Origin of the sequence: Luteolibacter sp. LG18, from assembly GCF_036322585.1 — a bacterium.
In the GTDB taxonomy this organism is placed as follows: Bacteria; Verrucomicrobiota; Verrucomicrobiia; order Verrucomicrobiales; family Akkermansiaceae; genus Luteolibacter.
Map to the genome: position 1 here is coordinate 4292974 of NZ_AP024600.1, position 20894 is coordinate 4313867.

Annotated in this window: 19 protein-coding genes and 1 tRNA gene; 12 read left to right on the plus strand and 8 right to left on the minus strand. The window is 62.2% G+C overall.

What is annotated here, in order from left to right:
* Positions 1-7: 7 nt before the first annotated feature.
* Complete coding sequence (locus llg_RS16880; protein WP_338285924.1) at positions 8-1777, minus strand: ABC transporter transmembrane domain-containing protein; 1770 nt, start codon at positions 1775-1777, stop codon at positions 8-10.
* A gap of 98 nt (positions 1778-1875) precedes the next feature.
* Here llg_RS16880 and llg_RS16885 point away from each other — a divergent pair, with 98 nt between their 5' ends.
* Complete coding sequence (locus llg_RS16885) at positions 1876-2796, plus strand: trypsin-like peptidase domain-containing protein (RefSeq protein ID WP_338285925.1); 921 nt, start codon at positions 1876-1878, stop codon at positions 2794-2796.
* Here the strand turns inward: llg_RS16885 and llg_RS16890 are convergent.
* Both llg_RS16890 and llg_RS16895 read right to left on the minus strand, forming a co-directional pair.
* The gene (locus llg_RS16890) at positions 2774-3952 is read right to left on the minus strand and encodes a 1-deoxy-D-xylulose-5-phosphate reductoisomerase (RefSeq protein ID WP_338285926.1); all 1179 of its coding nucleotides are present in this window, start codon (positions 3950-3952) and stop codon (positions 2774-2776) included. The genes llg_RS16885 and llg_RS16890 overlap by 23 nt on opposite strands.
* A 5-nt stretch (positions 3953-3957) precedes the next feature.
* Positions 3958-4875, minus strand: coding sequence for a CDP-archaeol synthase (locus llg_RS16895; RefSeq protein WP_338285927.1), 918 nt, complete (start codon positions 4873-4875; stop codon positions 3958-3960).
* Between the two features lie 139 nt (positions 4876-5014).
* Between llg_RS16895 and llg_RS16900 the strand changes: the two genes are divergently transcribed.
* The 4 genes from llg_RS16900 to llg_RS16915 all read left to right on the plus strand — a co-directional run bounded on the left by llg_RS16900 (position 5015) and on the right by llg_RS16915 (position 8174).
* A complete protein-coding gene (locus tag llg_RS16900; RefSeq protein WP_338285928.1) occupies positions 5015-5557 on the plus strand; it encodes a hypothetical protein in 543 nt (180 codons plus the stop codon).
* Positions 5558-5912: 355 nt separating this feature from the next.
* Positions 5913-6557, plus strand: a complete 645-nt coding sequence (locus tag llg_RS16905) for a hypothetical protein (protein ID WP_338285930.1) — start codon at positions 5913-5915, stop codon at positions 6555-6557.
* A gap of 227 nt (positions 6558-6784) precedes the next feature.
* Entirely contained in the window at positions 6785-7405 is a 621-nt protein-coding gene (locus llg_RS16910; RefSeq protein WP_338285931.1) for a hypothetical protein, read from the plus strand.
* 124 nt (positions 7406-7529) lie between these two features.
* On the plus strand, positions 7530-8174 hold the full coding sequence (locus llg_RS16915) for a hypothetical protein (protein WP_338285933.1): 645 nt from the start codon (positions 7530-7532) through the stop codon (positions 8172-8174).
* 74 nt (positions 8175-8248) lie between these two features.
* On the opposite strand, the gene llg_RS16920 is transcribed toward llg_RS16915, so the two are convergent.
* The 3 genes from llg_RS16920 to mtnP all read right to left on the minus strand — a co-directional run bounded on the left by llg_RS16920 (position 8249) and on the right by mtnP (position 11839).
* Positions 8249-9964, minus strand: coding sequence for a dynamin family protein (locus llg_RS16920; RefSeq protein ID WP_338285935.1), 1716 nt, complete (start codon positions 9962-9964; stop codon positions 8249-8251).
* Positions 9965-10009: 45 nt separating this feature from the next.
* Positions 10010-10891 carry a polysaccharide deacetylase family protein gene (locus llg_RS16925; RefSeq protein ID WP_338285936.1) on the minus strand — a complete coding sequence of 294 codons (882 nt, stop codon included), beginning with the start codon at positions 10889-10891 and terminating at the stop codon, positions 10010-10012.
* Positions 10892-10978: 87 nt separating this feature from the next.
* A complete protein-coding gene (gene mtnP / locus llg_RS16930; RefSeq protein ID WP_338285937.1) occupies positions 10979-11839 on the minus strand; it encodes an S-methyl-5'-thioadenosine phosphorylase in 861 nt (286 codons plus the stop codon).
* 130 nt (positions 11840-11969) lie between these two features.
* Here mtnP and llg_RS16935 point away from each other — a divergent pair, with 130 nt between their 5' ends.
* From llg_RS16935 to llg_RS16945, 3 genes are all read left to right on the plus strand, one after another.
* Positions 11970-13259 (plus strand): DUF4990 domain-containing protein, encoded by a 1290-nt coding sequence (locus llg_RS16935; RefSeq protein WP_338285938.1) that lies wholly within the window; start codon positions 11970-11972, stop codon positions 13257-13259.
* Positions 13260-13359: 100 nt separating this feature from the next.
* A complete protein-coding gene (locus llg_RS16940; RefSeq protein WP_338285939.1) occupies positions 13360-15141 on the plus strand; it encodes a VanW family protein in 1782 nt (593 codons plus the stop codon).
* Positions 15126-15959 (plus strand): murein L,D-transpeptidase family protein, encoded by an 834-nt coding sequence (locus llg_RS16945; RefSeq protein WP_338285940.1) that lies wholly within the window; start codon positions 15126-15128, stop codon positions 15957-15959. Before llg_RS16940 ends, llg_RS16945 begins: the two co-directional genes overlap by 16 nt.
* A gap of 68 nt (positions 15960-16027) precedes the next feature.
* On the opposite strand, the gene llg_RS16950 is transcribed toward llg_RS16945, so the two are convergent.
* Positions 16028-16504 carry a hypothetical protein gene (locus llg_RS16950; protein ID WP_338285941.1) on the minus strand — a complete coding sequence of 159 codons (477 nt, stop codon included), beginning with the start codon at positions 16502-16504 and terminating at the stop codon, positions 16028-16030.
* Positions 16505-16596: 92 nt separating this feature from the next.
* Between llg_RS16950 and llg_RS16955 the strand changes: the two genes are divergently transcribed.
* Together llg_RS16955 and llg_RS16960 are read left to right on the plus strand one after the other, a co-directional pair.
* A tRNA-Arg gene (locus llg_RS16955) sits at positions 16597-16670 on the plus strand.
* A gap of 204 nt (positions 16671-16874) precedes the next feature.
* A complete protein-coding gene (locus llg_RS16960; RefSeq protein WP_338285942.1) occupies positions 16875-17384 on the plus strand; it encodes a hypothetical protein in 510 nt (169 codons plus the stop codon).
* Between the two features lie 284 nt (positions 17385-17668).
* Here llg_RS16960 and llg_RS16965 read toward each other — a convergent pair whose 3' ends face one another.
* Entirely contained in the window at positions 17669-18952 is a 1284-nt protein-coding gene (locus tag llg_RS16965; RefSeq protein WP_338285943.1) for an IS4 family transposase, read from the minus strand.
* 414 nt (positions 18953-19366) lie between these two features.
* Between llg_RS16965 and llg_RS16970 the strand changes: the two genes are divergently transcribed.
* Both llg_RS16970 and llg_RS16975 read left to right on the plus strand, forming a co-directional pair.
* Positions 19367-19735 carry a hypothetical protein gene (locus llg_RS16970; protein WP_338285945.1) on the plus strand — a complete coding sequence of 123 codons (369 nt, stop codon included), beginning with the start codon at positions 19367-19369 and terminating at the stop codon, positions 19733-19735.
* A 405-nt stretch (positions 19736-20140) separates the two neighbouring features.
* Positions 20141-20767 carry a hypothetical protein gene (locus llg_RS16975; RefSeq protein ID WP_338285946.1) on the plus strand — a complete coding sequence of 209 codons (627 nt, stop codon included), beginning with the start codon at positions 20141-20143 and terminating at the stop codon, positions 20765-20767.
* The last annotated feature ends 127 nt before the right edge of the window (positions 20768-20894 follow it).

Sequence of the window (20894 nt, forward strand, 5' to 3'; positions counted from 1 at the left end):
AATCGGCTCACGCCAACTGCGTTTCCGCCAGCAGCTTGTAGGTGCCGCCGTGGGCGATCAACTCGTCGTGGGTGCCGCTTTCCACGATCTTGCCGTGGTTGACCACCAGAATGCGGTCGGCGTGGCGGACGGTGGAAAGGCGGTGGGCGATCACCAGGCTGGTGCGACCGGTCATCAGGCGCTCCAAGGCCTCGTTGACGAGGCGTTCGCTCTCGGCATCGAGGGCCGAGGTGGCTTCATCCAACAGTAGGATCTTCGGATCGGCGAGGATGGCACGGGCAATTGCGAGGCGCTGGCGCTGGCCGCCGGAGAGCTTGGTGCCGCGCGGGCCCACCAAAGTGTCGTAACCTTCCGGAAGGGCGGCGATGAAGTCGTGGGCGTTCGCTTGCTTGGCCGCGGCCTGGATCTGTTCCAGCGTCGCGCCCGGGCGGCCGTATTCGATGTTCTCGCGGATCGAGCCGCCGAACAGCAGCACTTCCTGCGGCACGATCGCCAGGTTCGAGCGCAGCGATTCCAGCGAGATCCCGGCGGCATCGCGGCCGTCGAACAGCACTTGGCCGGACTCCGGCTCGTTGAGACTCAGCAACAGTGAGAAGATGGTCGATTTGCCAGCTCCGGAGGGCCCTACGAAGGCCACGCGCTGGCCCGGTTCCACCGAGAAGCTCAGATCGTTCAGCACCTGAACGTCCGGGCGGGATGGGTAGCGGTAGGCCACATGGTGGAAGGCCACCGCCCCCTCCATGCTGGCGGTGGTCTCGCCACCGGCACGTTCCGGCGGCGTGCCGGTGAGTTCGCGGAGGCGGTCGGTGGCACCGGCGGTGAGCTGGAGCTGGGAAATGATTTCCGGGAACGAACCCAGCGAGGCCCCCACGAAGACCGAGAACAGAATGAAGGCCGCGAACTCCTGCGAATTGATCTGGCCCTGCGCGAGCATCCGCGCGCCGAACCACGCGACGCCCGCGATGGTGCCGAACAGCACGAACACGATGAACGACAGGAACGCCGCGCGCACCTTGGCACCACGTAGCGTGACATCGAGGAAATGATCGAGCGCGCGATCGTAGCGACGGGATTCGAACTCCTCGTTGGTGAAGGCCTTCACGTCGGCGATGCCCTGCACCGTTTCCTCGATCACCGTGCCGGCCTCGGCCAGCGAGTCCTGGGCATCGCGGGAATACTTCCGTACCTTCCGCCCGAAGATGGCCACCGCCAGCACCACCACCGGCACGCTGGCGAGCATCACCAGCGAGAGCTTCCACGAGGAGTAGAACACGACCACCAGGCCGCCGATGAGAATGACGCTCTGTCGGGCGAACTGGGGCACGGTGTTGAGGAGCGTGTCCCGCACCACGCCGAGGTCGGCGGAGACTCGGTTGCTCAGGGCACCTGCACGTTGCTCTTGGAAGTAGGAAAGGGGAAGGCGCACCAGATGGCGGAAGATGTCGCGGCGCAGGTCATTGAGCGCGGATTCACCGGAGCGGATGAACCCCTGCACACGGAAGAATCCGATGAAGGCTTGGAGCGCCAGCGCGGCGATCAGCCATTTCAGCGTGTGGTTGATCTTGTCGACGATGGTCGTGGGATCGACGCCTTGGCGCAGCGCGTCCACGGGATTGCCGATCAGGTCTTTCAGGAACCAGGGAAAGGCCAGCGAAAGCGCGGCGGTGACCAGCAGCGCCACCACGGAGGGCAGGAACACCGCCTTGTGACGCATCAGATAGCCGGAGATCCAGCGGAACGAGGAGGAAAGGGAAGACCCGGAGCGCGGCTTCGGCATGCGCGGATGGGAGCGGAAGGGGGCTTTTCCGTCAACCGTTGGAAAGGTCTTGAGGCACCTCCTTTGATTCTTTATGGGAAACGGTGCTGATCCCCATCATGAAACACCCTTTTCACTGGTCATCCCTTGCCGGTGTTCTGTCGTTTTTGGCTCCGCTGGGGGCCTCCGCGGTCGTGATCGCCAGCGGCGACGGTTCAGGAAACACATCCGCGCCGCCCGACGATCCGGGTTTCGCGAATGTTGGCGCCGTCAACGGGGCCTCCGCGGTCTATCTTGGCAATGGTTGGGTGATGACCGCCGCCCACGTCGCCGGTTCGCTGCCCGCGACCGTGAACTTCGGAGGCACCAACTACGCCACCCAGGCCGGAACGTTCCAACAACTCACCAACCACGGCACCGGCGGCATGACGGTGAGCACGGACATTGTCCTGTTCCGGCTCTCCACCGATCCGGGGCTGGCGACCTTGGACATTGGTTCCAGCTCCCCGACGGTGGGCAATCCGCTGATCCTGATCGGGGATGGGCGGGATCGCGCGACCGGAGTGACCTATTGGGACGTGGACACCGGCCCGGACCCGTGGGTTTGGACCGAACTGCCGGACTCCACCGGCGCGAACGCGGCCGGATTCAAGGAACTCGGCACCCAGACGATCCGCTGGGGGGAGAACCAGGTGGAGGCCGTTGGCGTCGATGCGGACGCGGGCTTCGGCACGGTGCGTTCGTTCGTCACCACCTTCGATGACCCGGGGCTCACCCACGAGGCGCAGGCGGCCGTCGGTGATTCCGGTGGAGCGGTGTTCTACAAGGACGGTTCCACCTGGAAACTGGTGGGGATGTTCAACGCGGTAGGGACCTACAGCGGCCAACCGGCAAACACGGCGGTCATCGGCGATGCCACCTACATCGCCGATCTCTCGTTCTATCGGAACGACATCCTCACGATCACCGGCATTCCGGAGCCTGGAACGGCCTGTCTCGCGCTGGCGGGTGTCGGCCTCATGCTGCGCCGACGGCGCTGATCGCGTCCGAGGCAGCGGTGCGGGCCCAGCGGTCGGCGGCGATCACGGCGTCGAGCGTTGCCTCGTGGTCCACCACGTGCTCGTCCATCACCCGGCGCACGGTTTCCCAGATGCCGGGGAAGGGGAGCTTGCCCGCGCGGAAGGCATCCACGGCCACCTCGTTGGCGGCATTGTAAACGGCGGGCAGGGTGCCACCGGTTAGACCGGCGCGGCGCGCGAGTTCCAAAGCTGGGAAGTCGTCGTTGCGCGGGGCCTCGAATTCGAGCTTCGCCAGCGCCGGGAAATCCAGCGGCTTCAATCCACCACGCACACGGTCCGGCCAGGTGAGGGCGTATTGGATCGGGAAGCACATGTCGGTGCGGCTGAGCTGTGCCAGCACCGAGCCATCCACGAATTCGACCATCGAATGGATGATGCTCTGCGGGTGCACCACCACGTCGATGCGCTCCATGCCGATGCCGAAGAGCCAGCGGGCCTCGATCATCTCCAGGCCCTTGTTGAAGAGCGTGGCGGAATCGATGGTGATTTTCGGGCCCATGTCCCATGTCGGGTGCTTGAGGGCCTGCGCCGGGGTGACCGAGGCGAGCTGGTTGGACGGCCAGGTGCGGAAAGGGCCGCCGGAAGCGGTTAGAATGAGGCGCGAGACTTCCTTTTCGCCGCCGCGGTGGCCATCGAGGCACTGGAAGATGGCGTTGTGCTCGCTATCGACCGGCAGCAGGTGGACACCGGCCTTGGTGGCGGCGTGGGTGATCGTTTCACCGGCCATCACCAGGATCTCCTTGCTGGCCACCGCGAGGTCCTTGCCCGCCTCGATCGCGGCGAGCGCGGGATGAAGGCCGGCGGTGCCGACGATGGCGATGAGGACGACATCGGCGCCGGAGAGGGTGGCAAGCGTGATCAGGCCTTCATCGCCGGTGTGGATGCGGACATCGGCGGGCAGCAGCGCGCGCAGCTCGGCTTCTTTCGTGGCATCGTGCAGGGCCACGTCCTTCACGCCGGTCTCGCGGACCTGCTCGGCGAGCTTCACCACGTTGGTGGCGGCGGCGAGGGCGACGATTTCAATGCGCTCCGGCAGCTCGCGGGCGACCTTCAAGGTGGAGGTGCCGATGGAGCCGGTGGAACCGAGGAGGACGACGCGTTTGCGGGAGGTGGACATGCAGGTCAGTGGAGCACCCATTTCAGGTAGAAGAACAAGGCGGGCGCGGTGAAGCAGATGCTGTCGATCAGGTCGAGCGCGCCGCCGATGCCCGGCAGCATGTGGCCGGAGTCCTTGGCATTGAGGCTGCGCTTCAGCACGCTTTCGGCGAGGTCGCCCACCACCGCGAGCAGGGCCAGGATGAAGCCGAGCGCGACCACGTGCGGCCAGCCGCCGAGGATGGCGAGGTCGTGCGGGCACAGGGCGTGGAGGCCGCATCCCGCGAGCTGGGCGAAGAACAACGCGCCGACGAAGCCTTCCCACGTTTTGCCCGGGCTCACATGGGGGATCATCTTGTGGCGACCGATCATCGTGCCGGTGAGATAGGCCCCCATGTCGGTGAACTTGGTGACCGCGATCACCCATAGCAACAGCACCGCGCCCGGCACCTGGCCGTCGCCCGGGACCACGAACACGAGGCGGGCGGCGAAGTGGAACAGCACCGCGACGTAAACGAAGCCCAGCACGTTCAAGGCGACCGCCTGCAGGGCCTCGATGCCCTTGATCGAATAGCGGAGCTGGAGGGTGAAGGCACCTGCGGTGGCGATGAAAATGGCCAGCGTGTCGAGGCCGTCCGGCAGTTCGCGGCCCCCGAAGGAGCCGGGGGGCTGCGGGAAGATGAAATACCAGCCCAGCGCCAGGGTGTAGACGATGGAAAGGAGGATGCCGAAACGTGGGAAACACTTCACCCCGGCGGCCCGGACCATGTTGAAATACTCGATGGTCGAGAGGATCGCGAGCACCGCGATCAGGGCGAAATAGGCCCAGGCCCACCGGCTGGCGAAGGCCGCGCCGACCACGGCCCAGAGCCCGATGGTGCTGGCGGCGCGCCGCACGAAGGTGCGGCCTTTGGATGGAGCGGGTGGTGGCGTGGAGTCGGCCATTTGCCGGGGCATCCAAACCGCCAATGGGGGTGGGTGGCAACTTATTACGATTTTCCGGTGCAACCTTTCACGGAGGGCAGGGTTCCAGAAGATGAACGGCCCCGCCCGCCGCTTCGAGAATCCAAAAAACGAAACCACGATGAAAACGAAGACCACTCTGTTCGCGATGGCCGCCCTGCTCGGCGCCGGCGCGGTTGCCATGGCCCAGGACGCTCCCGCCCCCGGCGGTGACAAGGGACCCCGCCCGGAGCGCGGTGCCCAGCGCCCGCTGCCCCCGGAACTTCTGAAGAAGTATGACAAGGACGGCGACGGCAAGCTGAGCGACGACGAGCGCAAGGCCATGCAGGAAGACATGAAGGCCAAGCGCGAGGCCCACGAAAAGGCCCTGCTTGAGAAGTACGATGCCGACAAGGACGGCAAGCTCAGCGACGAGGAGCGCAAGACCGCCCGCGAGGAAGAGCAGAAGCGCATCCTTGCCACCTACGACAAGGACAAGGACGGCAAGCTCAGCGAGGAAGAGCGCAAGGCCGCCATCGAAGCCGGTGAAATGCTCGGCATGGGCGGTCGTGGCCAAGGCGGCCCCGGCGGCCAAGGTGGTCGCGGTGGCCGTGGCCCCGGCGGCTCGGGTGGCGAAGGCGGTCGTCCGGACGGCCCGCCGCCGGCTCCCCCGGAAGGCAACTGATTTATCGGATACCATTCGATGCTCAAACCGTGGTCCGCTCGCGCGGGCCACGGTTTTTCGTGTCTTGCCCCCTGACCAGTAACGGGTCCACGCATCGTTTGGCCCTGTCGGATAGGTGGATCTGAATCCGCTGGCAGGGTCTCCCGGCGGGCGCTTGTGAGAGTCATATGAAATTCAGGTGAACAGCGGGTTCTGACTTGCCGTCTCAGGGGCGAAAGAGTTGCTAGGCGCGACTTTTTTGTCCCCCAGTGTCGCTACGACTCCTCTTCCTCCCTACCGCTATCGCGGCGTGCCTCGGTTTATCCCACGCCGAAAATACCCCTGTTCCTGTCCTAGGGTCGGATGACCGGTGGCCATGATTGAAAATTTTCCCAAGATTTACAGCATCAAGGATGCGAACCAAAAGGGTTTCGCATGGGCATTTGGTTACGGGCCTTTCGAAGGCATGGATTTCCTTTCCCGCCTGCATCCTTATGTTCATCAACGAAGGATGGATTTTTGGGAGATCAATCCCACCCCGGCAGGTATCTCCTTGGGTGAGACGGGAAGCAAATGGCCGGATGTCATGTTTTGTGGTCATCCGCCTCCTTTTGCATTTTTCAGCGACAGGATTGTCAAGGACCTGCTCGATTTCGGAGTGGAGTTCGAAGGCGTGACGCCCATTCCGCTCGGTCCGATTAAGAGTAAAAAGCTCCGGTCCGTTCCTGCTCCTGCCTATCACGTGCTCGAAGCGAAGCCCGGCATCAGCATTGATTACGAGGCCAGCGGGATCGCCATGGACGACAACGGGCAGCCGATGTTGCCGGTTGGTCAAGCGGTGGTGGTGCATTTGGATCCCGAGACATGGTCGGGCGCGGACGTGTTCAAGTGTTCCAACTGGCCGCGTGGTGGAATGGATCTGTTATGCACGGAGCGCGTGAAACAACTGGCTCTGGCCCAAGGCTGGACCAACGTCGATTTCGTGCGTCAGCGGGTCAAGGGTGTGAATCCCTTCGCTTGATTGCGGGGGAACTTTTGTAAGCGCCATTCGTCGCTGGGTCCATAAGGTGGATCACGATGCGTGGCACAAGGGAGCCAGAGGAGGACTCTATAACACTTGGTGGCTAGCCCTGGAAAAAGCAGAATCTGATATAGGAAGGAGCTTTACCCGGGCCGAGCTCATCGAAAAGATTGTCGAGTGCCGGGCAGTATTTCCCATCACGATGCCGCCGTGAACAATGTATCAAAATGATGAACTTTTATAGAATCGGTTGTTGGGAAGCTGCTCCCCGTAAATACCCTTGGGTTGCTGGTTTTGGCCCCCTTTCCAACATGCCGTTTTTTGAGGCGGCACCAGTCTTTTGGGAGAGTAAAAAGAGATTTTGGCAAGTGAACCCGAGGCCTCCGGGATTGTTTTTTGATTCCGGAGGCCGGGAGTGGTCCGATGTCGTTGGATGCGGCGGAGGACCTCCGGGGTACTTTGTCAGTGAACGTTTGCTGCGGGATATCGAGGAGGCGGGGGTCCCCATTCTCAGAGCGACCGAGATGCCGATTGTTGAAATCAAAGGCAAGCGCTTGCAAAAATTGCCGCCGCCCCGTTATTTCGTGCTTGAAGCGGCTCCCGGCATTGCGACGGCTTATGAAGCGATGGGGATTCGAATTGGCGAGGATGGAAAACCGATATGGACCTCCGAGGATGTGAAAAGGAGGCCGCCCCTGTTGTTCAAAAGAGCCTCTTGGGACGGGTCCCATCTTTTCAGTTTCTACGGCAACATGCCGATGAATGTCTATTGCAGCCAATACGTGGTCGACCTGGCGGAGCGGAAGGGATGGACGAATGTCGACTTCGAACCGGTTGAATGCACGTGAGATAGCGAATGAGCGAGATACAGTCAGGGCGTTCCAAGAGGGAGTTGGGGAACTTGGGATTGCAGGCGAGCGGATTTCTGATGCGCTCGTGACAGAAAGAGCGTCATTGCCTGCTCGATGGGCCATGATTGAAAATTTCCCCAAGATTTACAGCATCAGTGAAGCGAGCCAAAAAGGTTTCGCTTGGGCGTCTGGCTACGGTCCCTTTGAAGGCATGGATTTTTTTCCCCGACTCCATTTGGTAACCCAACGTAGTTTCATGGATTTTTGGGAGGTCAACCACAAGCCGCCGGGCATCTCCTTGGGTGAGACGGGGACCAAGTGGCCGGATATTATGTTTTGCGGGAATCCGCCTCCTTTTGCATTTTTCAGCGACAGGATTGTCGAGGACCTGCTCGATTTCGGAGTGGAGTTCGAAGGCGTGACGCCCATTCCGCTCGGTCCCATCAAGAGCAAAAAGCTCCGCTCCGTTCCTGCTCCCGCCTACCACGTGCTCGAAGCGAAGGTCGGCATCAGCATTGATTACGAGGCCAGCGGGATCGCCATGGACGACAACGGGCAGCCGATGTTGCCGGTTGGTCAAGCGGTGGTGGTGCATTTGGATCCCGAGACATGGTCGGGCGCGGACGTGTTCAAGTGTTCCAACTGGCCGCGCGGCGGAATGGATCTGTTATGCACGGATCGCGTGAAACAACTGGCTTTGGCCCAAGGCTGGACCAACGTCGATTTCGTGCGTCAGCGGGTCAAGGGTGTGAATCCCTTCGCTTGATTGCGGGGGAACTTTTGTAAGCTCCCATTGAGCAGAGACGCGAAAAGGAGAAGTCCCAAGCGGGTTGTAGGAGATCACAGATCCTGCTCGATCGCCTTGAGGGAAAGGAAGAGTTCGTTCCAGCGTTGTAGCCTCGGCTCAAGGGCGAGCTTGTCGTTCGCGACGTGGCGGCGGATTTCCTCGAGGCAGCCGGCGTAGTCTTGGAAGAAGACACGCAGCGCTTCCTCGTAGTCGCCGCGGAGGGCGTTCGCGAAGGTGCCGCAGGCATCCAACAGGCGTTCGCGGAAGGCCTTCACGATATCCTGCTGGCTGGTGCGGGCATAGATCAGGAAGATCGCCGAGCTGGCCGCGGCGAGCAGCAGGCATCCCCATGGGGCCCAAGGGATTTTGAAGATCCCGCACACACCCGCGCCGGTGAGCGAGAGCAGGGTGAGCGCGGTGAAGATCTTCAGCGAGGTGAGGCGTTCACGGGCCGATTGGTCGAGGCCGTGCCGTACCTTGAGGTTGCCGATGCCGAGACGCGCGGCGCGGCCGAGGCGGCGCACGAACTTGGACGAGGCTTTTTCCAAGGGCGCTTGGATGGTGGAGTCGTCCTTCAGCATGATGCCCATTTCGGCGTGGACGCGTTCCTTGAGGCTTTCCCAGTGGCGTTCGCAGGCCTTCACGGTTTCGGCGGCGTCCTCGGTGGCGACGTGTTCGACCGCGGTTTGGAGGCGCTCGGCGAAAAGGCCTTCGGTTTCGGTGCCGGAGCGTTCGCCGGTGAACAGACGGATCAGCGTGTTCCAAGGGCTGAGGCGGCTGCCGAGGCGCTTGGCCACCCAGACGGCCTCGCTTTGGAAGACTTCGGCCACGCCGGAAAGGTGGCGTGGCAGGCGGATGACGAATTGCTCGCGCAGCGAGTCGATCTCGCGCTCTATCTCGGCGAGGAAGCGTGCGCAGCGTTCGACATTGCGGGTGGTTTCCTCGATCCGGTCCTCGATTTTCACGAGGGCGTCCGAGGAATGGCGGCGCCAGGTTTCCAACAGCTTTCGCCGCTGGGACGATTGGCAGACGTTGCGGGAGATGAAGTCCTCGAGCTCCGCGAACCCGCAGGCCAGCCAGGCTTGGCGGCCGAAGGGTTCGGTCTTCTTGGCCTCGATCGCGAGCTTGCCGGAGACGGCGAACATCGGCGGGATGTGGCCAATGCGCTTCATCGAGAGATCGCGCATGTGGCCGAGGATCACCGGGATGTCCGAGGCATCGCGCTGGTCGATCTGTTGGATCACGAACGCCACCCGGTCGAGGGCCTCGGGACCCAGCTTCGAGAGGAAATCCCAGGTCGCGGCCCCCCAGGGGTTGGAAACCGGGAAGACGAAGAGCAGCAGATCCGCGACCGGCAGGAAGCGCTCGGTGATGCTCTGGTGGCCCCGCATCACGGAATTCGTGCCGGGGGTGTCGACGAGGTTGAAGTCCTTCAGGAACTCGATCGGCCGGTAGCGTTCCTCGAGGGTCGGTGTGACCTCGACATCCCGGGCCAAAACCCCGTGGCGGTACCACAGCACCTTATCGGTCTCGGGCAGGATGTTGACCTTGCACAGGTCACTGCCGAAGAGGCCGTTGATCAGGGTCGACTTGCCCGCGTTGACCTCGCCGCAGACGACGAACAGGAACGGGGCGGCGAGTCCGGTCTGGACGGAATCGGACGCCAGTTCCGGTCCGATTTCCGCCTGCGTGTCCGCGGCCAGATCCACGATCCCCCGCATCACTTCCACCAGACGTTCGCGCGTCGCGAAGTAACGCTCGCCGAACATCGTGGGGCAGCTCGTGGGGGAGGGGTGGAACAGCGGATGGAGCCCTCAGGGGGCCGGTGCGACCGGAGCCGGAGCGGCGGGGGCCTGGGCCGGTGCGGGAGCGGGAGCGGCCTGTTGCATGGCCAGAAGCTGGGAAACGGTCACGAACTTGTAGCCGCGGGACAGCAGGGTATCGAGCGTGGCGGGCATCGCGTCGATGGTCTGGGCGTGGATGTCGTGGGCCAGGATGATGCCGCCCGGCGTGGTGCCGGAAAGGATGCGGGAGGTCACCGCGGCGGCGCCGGGGCGCTTCCAGTCGAACGGGTCGACGGACCAGAGGACGGTCGGATAACCGTATTCCGAGTAGGCCCACTCGCGCTGGCGTTGGGTCAGCGCGCCATAGGGCGGACGGAGGAGGTGCGGGGTGACGCCGGTGGCGCGGATGATCGCCTCGTGGGTCTTGGTGATCTGGTCGTGATACTGGGCGTCGCTGAGCTTGGTGAGCAGCGGGTGGTTCCAACTGTGGTTGGCGATCTCATGGCCTTCCGCGACGATCTGGCGGCAGATCTGCGGATACTCGGCCACGTTCTGGCCGACGCAGAAGAAAGTGGCCTTGATGTTGCGCGCGCGGAGCATGTCCAGCAGGCGCGGGGTGTTGGAGGCGTGCGGGCCGTCGTCGAAGGTGATGGCGATGTACTTGCCCGCCACGTTGACGCGCGAGTAGCTGATCGAGGTGCCCTTCGGGAAGTTCGAGGACAGGTTCATGTCCGGATTGCGGCGGACGGGACCCTGCACCGGCGGGGTCTGGTAGGCGGTGTTGCGCGTGGTCTTCACCGGAGCGGCCGGGCCGTTCGGGAAGCGGCCGGCGTCGGCAGCCTTGTCCACGGTGCAGCTTCCGAGGCCGGCACTGAGGAGAACGAGGGTCAGGGAAAGGGAGAGCCGTTTCATGTGGCGGTTGAACTCGGAGCGCATGTTCTAGAGCCGGACTATCCCCGCTGGGGAGATCAATGTCACGCCCGGTTTTGTGACTGGATTTCAGAGGAAGCGGCTGAGAAGCGGGGCCAGATCGGCGGCGGTTTTCTCCGGCCACAGGTGGCGGGCGGTCATGATCGAGCCTTCCAGGGCGGTGTGTTCCGGCCAGTCCGGCACGGTCGGGATCCGCGGGATGGCGGCGGCGAGGATCCGCTTGGCGGCGGCCACGTTGGCGTGGAGGTGGGAGAGCACGCTTTCGGCGGTCACGGCGTCCTCGTCGGTCTTCCAGCAATCGTAGTCGGTCACCATGCAGAGGGTGGCGAGGGCGATCTCGGCCTCGCGGGCGAGCTTGGCCTCCGGGAGGTTGGTCATGCCGATGACGTGGAAGCCAAGCTTCCGGTTCACCTCGCTTTCGGCGCGGGTGGAGAAGGCGGGGCCGTCCATGTTGACGTAGGTGCCGCGATCGTGGACGCGGCAGCCGGTTCCGGCGGCGGTTTCCCGGAGGATGGCGCGCAGGCCGTGGCTGACGGGATCGGCGAAGGCGATGTGGGCGGCGATGCCATTGCCGAAGAAGGTGTGGTGCTCGCGGCGGCTGGTGCGGTCGAAATACTGGTCGGGGAGGACCACGTCGCGGGGGCGGTATTCCTCTTTCAGGCTGCCGACGGCGGTGACGCAGATCAGCCAACGGACATTGAGGCTACGGAGGGCCCAGAGGTTGGCGCGGTGGTTGATTTCGTGGGGCAGGAGGCGGTGGCCACGGCCGTGGCGGGGGAGGAACCAGACGTGGCGGCCGGCGAAGGTGCCGCCGACGAGGGCATCGGACGGGGGGCCGAAGGGGGTGTCGATTTGGCGTTCCTCGGCCTTGTCGAAGCCTTCGAGTTCGTAGAGGCCGCTGCCTCCGATGATGCCGATCGCGGGTTCCATGCGGCGGGCCTAACATGGGGTGGGGCGGAGGTCCAAAAAAACCGCTTTTTACCTCATATGAGGGGGATGAAAGGGGGATAGATGGCCGGGGGGGAGGTGGTATAGGATTACCCAACCGCTGAATTATTGCATGAAACACAAAACCTTCCCTTTGTTGTCCGTTGCCGGTGCTTTGCTTGCCGGGTGCGGGTTGCTCCAAGCCGCCGATTGGTATGTGGCTCCGGCGGGCAGTGACGCGGGGGCGGGGTCGCTGGAGAAGCCGTTCGCGACGGTGCAGCGGGCGCAGCAGGCGGCGAATCCGGGCGATACGGTGCAGATCCGGGGCGGGACGTACCGGATGAAGAACTCGGACATTTCCAAGAGCAAGGGGCCCTATGCCTCGCTGACCTTCCTGGACAAGAGCGGGACCAAGGACAAGCCGATCACCTACCGCGCCTACCGGGATGAAAAGCCGGTGTTCGACTGCACCGACGTGAAGCCGCCGGGCAAGCGGGTGAGCGTGTTTTCGGTGACCGGGTCGTGGCTGCGGTTGGTGGGCCTGGAGGTGACCGGGGTGCAGGTGACGATCACCGATCACACCCAATCGATCTGTTTCCACAACAATGGCAGCAACAATATCTACGAGCGCCTGCTGATGCATGACACCCAGGCGATCGGGATCTACAGCGTGGAAGGGTCCAACAACCTGTTCCTGAACTGCGATGCCTGGAACAACTGGGACTCCACCTCCGAGGGCGGCAGGGGCGGAAACTCGGATGGTTTCGGCTGCCATCCGCCGAAGGGCAGCACCGGCAATGTCTTCCGCGGCTGCCGGGCGTGGTTCAACAGCGACGACGGTTTCGACTGCATCAACGCCCGCGAGTCGGTGACGTTCGAGAACTGCTGGGCGTTCTACAACGGCTTCACGCCGGACATGAAGAAGCGCGCCGATGGCAACGGGTTCAAGGCGGGCGGGTTCGGCAAGACGCCGGCCAGTGAATTGCCCAGCACGATCCCGCGGCACACCGTCCGCAACTGCGTGGCGGTCGGGAACAAGGCAGCCGGTTTCTATGCGAACCACCAACCGGGCGGAGGCGATTGGTTGAACAACTCGGCTTACCGGAACAGCGTGAACTACAATATGCTGTGCCGGCTCATCGACGAGGTGACGGACGTGGACGGTTACGGCCACAAGCTGGTGAACAACCTCAGCTACGGCTCGCGCTGGGACATCCTCAAATACGACGCGTCGAAGTGCCAGGCCAGCGGCAACTCGTTCACGACGGGGCTGAAGCTCACCGACAAGGATTTCGTGAGTCTCGATGACAAGGAGCTGCTGCGGCCGCGCAAGCCGAACGGCGACCTGCCGGACATGGGCTTCCTGCGTCCGGCGCCGCGCAGCGCGATCGTCACGCAGGGGATCGGCGCGTTCGGCAAGTGATGCTTCCAAACAAGGGGCGGCTTTCCACACGGATTCTTGCAGACAAAGCGGGGGGATCGGCTACGTAATGTTCCCTGGTCGCCCTCGTGTGGCCGTTCCCATGCACCCTCACCCCGAAGCGGAGCACCAGGCTCCCAGCCGCGTCGAGTCCGCCCTGTTCTTTTTGAAATCCCGCGTCTTCATCGCCCGGCGTTTGTGGGCGGAGCGCGGGAACCCGGTGGCGAGGCACGGGACTGGCAGCCTATGGCGCGGGGCTCCGCAGATCGGGCACGCCAAGGCCGCGCTGTGGACCCAGCTCACGGCGGAGGAATTTCCGCTGACGGCGGGTAAGGTGCAGAACCTACGGGCGGCCTGCCGTCGACTGCACGGGATCGAGGTTCCGGCAGGGGAGGTGTTCAGCTTTTGGAAACAGCTTGGCCGGACCACCCGGGCGCGCGGGTTCACGCACGGGCGCGAACTGCGGTCGGGGTGCCTGGTGCCGAACCTGGGGGGCGGATTGTGCCAGCTCTCCGGGCTGCTGCATGCGGCGGCGCTCGAGGCGGGCCTGGAGGTGGTGGAGCGGCATGAGCATTCCCGCACGCTGCCCGGGACTCCGGTGCCACCGGAGCGGGATGCGACGGTGTTCTGGAACTACGTCGACCTTCGTTTCAAAGCCCCGTTTGCCTGGCGGCTGGAGGTGCGGTTGACGGCGACCGACCTGGTGGTGGGCATCCGGGCGGTGACCGGAGCGGGTTTCCGCGAGGAGGTTTCGAAGGTGGCGCCGGTGGGATCGCCGGTGCGTGCGGCGGCGGACGGCGATTGCCTGACGTGCGGGGTGACGACCTGTTTCCGGCATCCCTCCGCGACCAAGGCGCACACGCCCGCGGCGGGGCATTCGGCGTGGGTGCTGGATGGCGTGTGGCCGGAGTTCAACGACTGGTGCCAGCGGCATTCGAAGCCCGGCGACCGCTGGCTGACGCCGCTCAACGGGCATCGCTGGAAGAAGGCGAACTACACTTGGAAACCACCGGCGGGCACGGCGATCGAGCATGCGACGATCGAGACGCTGCGGCGATCCTGGCAGCAGCGTCGACTCCCGGCGCAGGGGGCGGTGCGGCAGAAATTTTTACTGGAGGCCCAGCGGCGGTTGGCCGAGACGCTGGGACGGAGAATCGATCCGCAGGCGCGGCATCTGGTGGTCTCGCAAACGCTGCTGCCGCACCTGTGGCGGGCGGGGTATCTCGGTGGCCGGACGTTCGACGTGCTGGTGAACCGTTGGCCGCTGGCGGAGCTCCAATTCCGGCTGGATGAAGCGGCGGAGCGCCATCCGGAGTCCGACACACTGGCGGATTTCCGCGCCGACCCGGAGCTGATCCACGCGGAGAGCGAGGCGCTCGCGGCGGCGGCGCGGCTTGTCACGCCGCACCGGGCGATCGCGGCGCGGTTCGGTTCGCGGGCGCTGCTGCTGGATTGGAAGATGCCGGAGCTGGTGAACCGGGGTGGTGTCGAGGACGGGGAACCGCGATGGTTTTTCCCGGCGTCCGCGCTGGGCCGGAAAGGCATCCATGAAGTTGCCGCGGCGATGAAGGAGATCGAGGGCGAGCTGCTGGTGCTGGGCCGGGCTCGCGAGGGCAGTCATGATCCGCTGGCGGATGTCCGTTTTCGGGCGGGAACGGTGGCGGAGATTCCATCGTGCACCGCGCTGGTGCTGCCGGCGTGGATCGAGCATGAGCCGCGGTTGGCATTGCGGGCCCTGGTGGCCGGAGTGCCGGTGATCGCGAGCCGGGCCTGTGGGTTGCCGAAGCATCCACTGCTGGTGGAAATCGAGGCGGGCGACGCGGAGGCATTGCGCGAGGCGATGGAAGGGTGCATGGGTTCCCGGAGAGCATGCGCCGTGGCCTGATACTGCTGGCTTTGTTCGGGATCGTGGGTTGTCGTCCGAAGGACGCCCGCGCCGAAGGAGCGTCGACAGAAACCCGCCAGTCCGAAATGTCCGTCCAGAACTCCAATCCGTCCCCGATGCCCGGGGTTCCGAAGAGCGCCACTGTGGCTGAAGCGGCGGTGCCCGATCTACCGGGGCCCGAACGGGCGGCCGCGGCGTCGGCGCGGGTGAAGCCGGCGCTGAAGCTGGAGCTGGCGGCGAAAGGGCTGCGGGCGGGCGATCCGGTGTTCATCCGGATCTTCAAGGAGGAGCGGCTGCTGGAGCTATGGATCCGGAAGCGGGAGACGCGGAAGTACGAGTTCTTTCGTAGTTGGCCGGTGGCGGCGATGTCCGGCGAGCTCGGGCCGAAGCTGAAGGAGGGCGACGGGCAGGCCCCGGAGGGATTCTACGTGGTGACGCCGGAGCGGATGAAGCCGGACTCGCAGTTCCACCTCGCCTTCAACATCGGGTTTCCGAATGCCTACGACGAGGCCCATGGGCGGACGGGCACGTTCCTGATGGTGCACGGGAACGCGGTATCGATCGGGTGCTTCGCGATGACGGACCCGAAGATCGAGGAGATCTACACGCTGTGCGCGGACGCGCTGGCGCACGGGCAGCCGTTCATCCGGGTGCATTCGTTTCCGTTCCGGATGACGACGGAGCGGATGGCTGCGGCGGCGGGGGAGCCGTGGGAGGAGTTCTGGAAGAACCTGAAGGAGGGCTATGACCGGTTTGAAACGGACCGGGTGCCACCGAACGTGCGGGTCGAGGGGAAGCGGTATGCGTTCGATCCGTGAGCGGGAGAGGGGAGCGGAATTTGAAATTTGAGAATTAAAATTTCAAAGGCCGATCCGTGGCCGGGCGTTCACGAGGGGGCGAGGAGGCCCTGTTCGCCGTCGAAGAGACGGGCGACGGTTTCGCGGGAGAGCACCATGATGGTGAAGATGCCGAGGACGGTACCGAGGGGCATGGCCAGGCAGCTCAGGCCGGCGACGACCATGCAGAAGGTGCGGTTGCGGCGGGCGGAGAGGTTACGGGCACCGAAGAAGTAGCAGACGGCGGCGGCCAGGCAGACGAAGCCGATGACCGCGCCGTAGGCGACGAAGATCCACATGAATTCCTGGGGCGGGGGGCCGGAGTGGGTCGAGCCCGGGGCGGCGGGGGGCATTTTCGCGAACGCGCGGCCCATGAACAATCCCATCGCGGCATACAGCCCGCCGAAGAGGATGCCGATGACGGAGAGGCCGGACATCACGTAGTGGAAGATGGTCAGCAGCTTGAGATGCTCGGCGTCCCGCATCATGTAGGGGTGCGGCGGCATCGGTGGCGGCGGCGGGTTCATGGCGGGGTTCTAACCGGGGGTGGGGGATGAATCGAGATCGAAATCCCTTGGTTTGACTTGGGGCGGGCGGGTTGGGTAGCCTGCGGCATCGGGCGCCCGTAGCTCAGTTGGATAGAGCATCCGCCTTCTAAGCGGAGGGTCACTGGTTCGAATCCAGTCGGGCGTGCTTTGTTTATTGGCGGCTCTCGGAATTGGTGGTTTGCCTCGGTGCCTAGATGGTGCTCAAATGTGGAGAAGACGTCTCCTCTGCGGATCAGACAGGCAAATAACTGCGAACTGGGGAGGATGTTAAAATACAAGGACCTCCCTCTTTTAATAGAAAATCACAAGTAGATAACCTTGTTCCGGTTTCGGACCGAATTTGTGTGCCATGAATCTTAGAGCCACCAAGTTGGTTTTCATTCTTCTGCTTCCTTTTTTCAGTTGCAACCTGCATGCTGAAGAGCAGCGGAATATTAAATTTGCTCAAGACCTAGTTATTGAGAATCTAGCAACAAAAAATGGGCTGCCTCAAATATTGAAGGTCGGTTCCCTGCAAGAAATGTCCGTCAAAAATCGTATAGTTTTAGAAAAAACTACGTTCAAATCTTTTGATGGGGTCTTATCAATTATTGGCATCAAGAGCGGCGATACGAAAATTCTTGAAGGATCTGGGATGAATGGGTGGCACATTCAGCGGCTTCAGGTGTCAGTACTGTATGATATTTTCATTGAGAGTAATATTGAAAGCGCTAACGGTGCTATGACGTCCCTGAGGCTGCGCTCTATTTTTATCGCGCCTCATCAAAATGGATTGTATGGAACCAATCTAATGACTCCGCAAGGCTGGAGTGCAATTAGGATAATTGATAAAATGGATCATGAAAAGCAGGGTCGGTGATCCCAGTTGTTCCTAAGTAGGCATGGACGATGTTGGCCGGGATTCTAGGTTAGGTATGCGTTACGCCAAGTGCCTTCCGGTTGTCATTGCTGCGTCCCGGTTGTCGTCGTCATCGCCTTGGATTTTGATCGTAATGTCGTCCGCAGAAGAATCGGTCCCTTTTTGGACACGTCGCCATTTCGCGGACGTGTGTATCGATGCTTTCCGATGAACAGGGTTGGCAAGATAGGGAAGAGTGCCTTAAAGGTGTTCTCGTGGTGGTCTGTGCTCATCTGCGGGTGAAATTATTTTTCAGACGGCTTCTTGGCGTGACCTATGACATCTCGAAAATCAATGGCTCTGAATTCGTCGAATATGGTATTATCTCGAGCAATTCTCAGTGTTGCGCCCTCGCGATATCCTTGGTCCTTCCATACCAACAGCAGATCAAGGCCTCCTTTGAAGCTCAGGGCTTCCACCGGCAGACCCTCTCCGATCGCCGCGGATTGCAACATCCCCCGGATCAGGTTGTGGGCGATCATCACCATGAGCAGCGTTTTGCGGGCCATTCCGGGGGGCCGCACTTCGAAGCGTTCCAGCCGCAGAGTGGTTTTCAGATCCCGGAGCTTCAACTCGATGTCCCAACGCCGGGCGTAAAGATCGGCCAGTTCCACCCAGTCGTGCGTGGCGGGATCGGTCAGCGTGGTGACCAGGACCATGCGGGCTTTTTCACCGGCCCGGTTCTCATAGTGGAAGCGGATGAGACGGAGCGTCAGGATGTCGGGGAGGGCCTGCCATTGCGCGTCGTCCAGGGGGCTGCCGGTGGGGCGGGCAGCGGGCTTTCGCCATTCCACGAGGCGTTCGTTGGGGCCAATCTTCCTGCCCTTGCGCCAATCCAGCGTGCGATGGCGGGCGGCGTGCAGGCGCATCAGGCTGTGGGCTCCGCGCTGCCCGAGGGAGGCAACCAGTTCGTAGGAGTTGAAGGCGCGGTCGGCGAGCGCCAGATCGCCTTGTCCGAAATGCTGGAGCAGCCTGGCGGCCAGCCGGGTGTCATGGGTGTGCGCGGGCGCGCTGGCCATGCCAAGCCAGCAGCCCGAGGAGAGATCCAGCACGCCGGCGATGGCCATGATAGGGAAGCCGCACCCGGGTTTCTGGCCGGAGGATTGGGGGAAGGATGCCTGGTTGTCAGAGGTGTCCATGAGTTGCACGGAGCTGCCGTCGATACTTTTGACGGCCATGCCGTGCCAGAGGTCCGCCGTGCGGTGGCGGCGGGTCACAGTGCGGGTGATACGCTCATGGAGCGAGTGGAGGAAGCCGTCATCAAGACGCTGCCTGGCCATGCAGTAGGCTCCTGTGGCACCGGACGGGACGGGTCGGCGCTTCTCCACGCACCAGGCCTGCACACGGGAGACGGCTTTGGAGCAGGAGGCGTTGCCATCGAGGATTTGGTCGGTCCATGCCCAGAAGGTGGCGGAAGGATCGAAGTGGCGGTGGCGGATGTTTCCGTGGAGCGGCTGCATCCACGCGGGCGGCAGGAGAGGGGCGAAGATGCGGGCGTTGTCGGCGATGGGACGGGAGGCGACGAGCACGGCCTCGCGCTTGAGCAGGGCTTGCCCGGATGCCCTGGATCTGCCACACAGACGGGCGGAAAACCCTGTCAGGAAAGGTTGGTTTCTGTTCACACCAAAACACGCCTCCCGGCAGGGTTTTCTAACAGAATTCCAGAATCTTCGGACGGGTCGATCCGCATCGAAGAACCCTCCTAACTAAGCGCCATTCAGGACTGACCCCGTTACGAATCATACGACTCATCCGACAAGAGCGAGGCTCGGAACTGCAAAACGCCTTTGACGTCGGTGAGTGCAAGTGTAGGAAACTCGCTAGTAAATTTCGGAATGGGACATTTACACCGAGTAATTGGCAGGCTTGGTATAATAAACCGGATGGTGTCCTCTACTAGTTGTATGAAAAAAATATCACCTAAATGTTTGGGTTTGGTAACCATGGGTTCACTTGTTTTCGCCATTGTGATATTCATTTTTACGGTGAAAAGGAGCGGTGAGTTCGTTGATTTCAATGATGATCCGGCGATGCTGGTTGAAGTTTCGCCGACGGGACTAGTGAGACTGGATACCTATCAGGGGCAAATCATCGCTGGGTTAGCCGACGTGGACTGGGATGCCGATCAAATTTATTCTCAGGGAGTGCAACGATTAGTGAGAACAGCTCAAAGAGACAAGGTGGCTTTTTCAAAGTCAATGGATGGAAGGCTTAAGATATGGCATGAGACGGAATCGGGAGCGACGAGCCTTAATGAGGAGTTAAATCTGCTTTTTAAGGAAAAAAGGCGAGAAAAGAGCGGGGTTAGATAGTGGGTTTTGAAAGGGGCCAGTGAAAGAGGTGAAAGAAAGTGAAAGGGGGCAGAGTGAAAGGGGGGCTGTCCTCGCAAGTTAATATTCTTCTTGGAAAGAACCGGTCGCCCTGTCTAGGTGGATGCGTGGCTCGTCCGTTGAGATTCCATTACCCGGGGGGCTGCTGCCACCTCATGGCGCGCGGTGACGGAGGGAAGTCCGTGCTCGAAACCGACGAGGACCGACTGGCCTTCCTTTCCCGTCTTGTTCACGTCTGCAAGAGTCACGGTTGGGCATCCATGCGAGTGTGGGGAATCTCCGAAGTCGAACGCGATGGGTTACCCCGGGTCGCTCAGTCGGCTGATTTCCGGCTATCCGGAAGTCAACGAAACACACTGAAGAAGTTGGGTGAAATTTTGGAATTGAATGATTCATCAATTTTGTCATGCTTGTTTTGTTGGGTGTGATGATTGGAAATTGCAATTGAATCCAATGAGGCGGTTTTTGTTGATCATGAGTCTGTTCGTATCCGTGCTTATCTTTAGCAGCTGCGCGGGGAAGAGTGAAAGAGAACTGTGGAACACACTGCCCGGCAAGAACCCAGTTCCAGTGCTGATCAAGACCAGTGGAAAGCTCACGTTTCAGAAGTCGAAAGACTCCGTGGTGGCCACGATCGTGTGTCCCAATTGGCCGTGGTTCGAGATGACGGTCATCTGGCCTGCTGGCAATCCCCGCATTGGACAAGCAGACATGGTAGTCATGGAAGAGAAATGGCTGGGTGGAGGGAGGGAGGTCGTCCGTGTGTTTTCGAGCGGGAAGACCATCTATGATGCGTCAATCTGCGAAAAGCATCAGATTCCGATGGCTCGCGTCGAGGTGGAGAATTTCGACGTCGGCTCGAATCCTGCCCGATACCAAGTTGCGTCTCAAAAAGCATTCCCCAACGACGGCAAGGACTACTATCTGAGTGGATACGGATGTGGATCGGGGCTCACCAAGAGGGTGTGGCGCTGTCCCTCCTGTTACGAGGCGTCCAAGCGCTGGATGGAGTGAAAGGAGGCGGTCGTTGCATTTCAACATTCCTCTTGGAAGGAGCGGGCGGCTTGGCGTGGCGAGTGGGTGGCTCATCCGTTGGGATTCCCGCGGGTGCCTGCTACCACCTCATGGCCCGCGTACAGGG

Excerpts from the sequence above, each read along its gene's own strand:
- llg_RS16880 (WP_338285924.1), bottom strand. The coding sequence starts at position 1,777 with ATGCCGAAGCCGCGCTCCGGGTCTTCCCTTTCCTCCTCGTTCCGCTGG.
- llg_RS16885 (WP_338285925.1), top strand. The coding sequence starts at position 1,876 with ATGAAACACCCTTTTCACTGGTCATCCCTTGCCGGTGTTCTGTCGTTT.
- llg_RS16890 (WP_338285926.1), bottom strand. The coding sequence starts at position 3,952 with ATGTCCACCTCCCGCAAACGCGTCGTCCTCCTCGGTTCCACCGGCTCC.
- llg_RS16895 (WP_338285927.1), bottom strand. The coding sequence starts at position 4,875 with ATGGCCGACTCCACGCCACCACCCGCTCCATCCAAAGGCCGCACCTTC.
- llg_RS16900 (WP_338285928.1), top strand. The coding sequence starts at position 5,015 with ATGAAAACGAAGACCACTCTGTTCGCGATGGCCGCCCTGCTCGGCGCC.
- llg_RS16905 (WP_338285930.1), top strand. The coding sequence starts at position 5,913 with ATGATTGAAAATTTTCCCAAGATTTACAGCATCAAGGATGCGAACCAA.
- llg_RS16910 (WP_338285931.1), top strand. The coding sequence starts at position 6,785 with ATGATGAACTTTTATAGAATCGGTTGTTGGGAAGCTGCTCCCCGTAAA.
- llg_RS16915 (WP_338285933.1), top strand. The coding sequence starts at position 7,530 with ATGATTGAAAATTTCCCCAAGATTTACAGCATCAGTGAAGCGAGCCAA.
- llg_RS16920 (WP_338285935.1), bottom strand. The coding sequence starts at position 9,964 with ATGTTCGGCGAGCGTTACTTCGCGACGCGCGAACGTCTGGTGGAAGTG.
- llg_RS16925 (WP_338285936.1), bottom strand. The coding sequence starts at position 10,891 with ATGAAACGGCTCTCCCTTTCCCTGACCCTCGTTCTCCTCAGTGCCGGC.
- mtnP (WP_338285937.1), bottom strand. The coding sequence starts at position 11,839 with ATGGAACCCGCGATCGGCATCATCGGAGGCAGCGGCCTCTACGAACTC.
- llg_RS16935 (WP_338285938.1), top strand. The coding sequence starts at position 11,970 with ATGAAACACAAAACCTTCCCTTTGTTGTCCGTTGCCGGTGCTTTGCTT.
- llg_RS16940 (WP_338285939.1), top strand. The coding sequence starts at position 13,360 with ATGCACCCTCACCCCGAAGCGGAGCACCAGGCTCCCAGCCGCGTCGAG.
- llg_RS16945 (WP_338285940.1), top strand. The coding sequence starts at position 15,126 with ATGCGCCGTGGCCTGATACTGCTGGCTTTGTTCGGGATCGTGGGTTGT.
- llg_RS16950 (WP_338285941.1), bottom strand. The coding sequence starts at position 16,504 with ATGAACCCGCCGCCGCCACCGATGCCGCCGCACCCCTACATGATGCGG.
- llg_RS16960 (WP_338285942.1), top strand. The coding sequence starts at position 16,875 with ATGAATCTTAGAGCCACCAAGTTGGTTTTCATTCTTCTGCTTCCTTTT.
- llg_RS16970 (WP_338285945.1), top strand. The coding sequence starts at position 19,367 with ATGGGTTCACTTGTTTTCGCCATTGTGATATTCATTTTTACGGTGAAA.
- llg_RS16975 (WP_338285946.1), top strand. The coding sequence starts at position 20,141 with ATGATTCATCAATTTTGTCATGCTTGTTTTGTTGGGTGTGATGATTGG.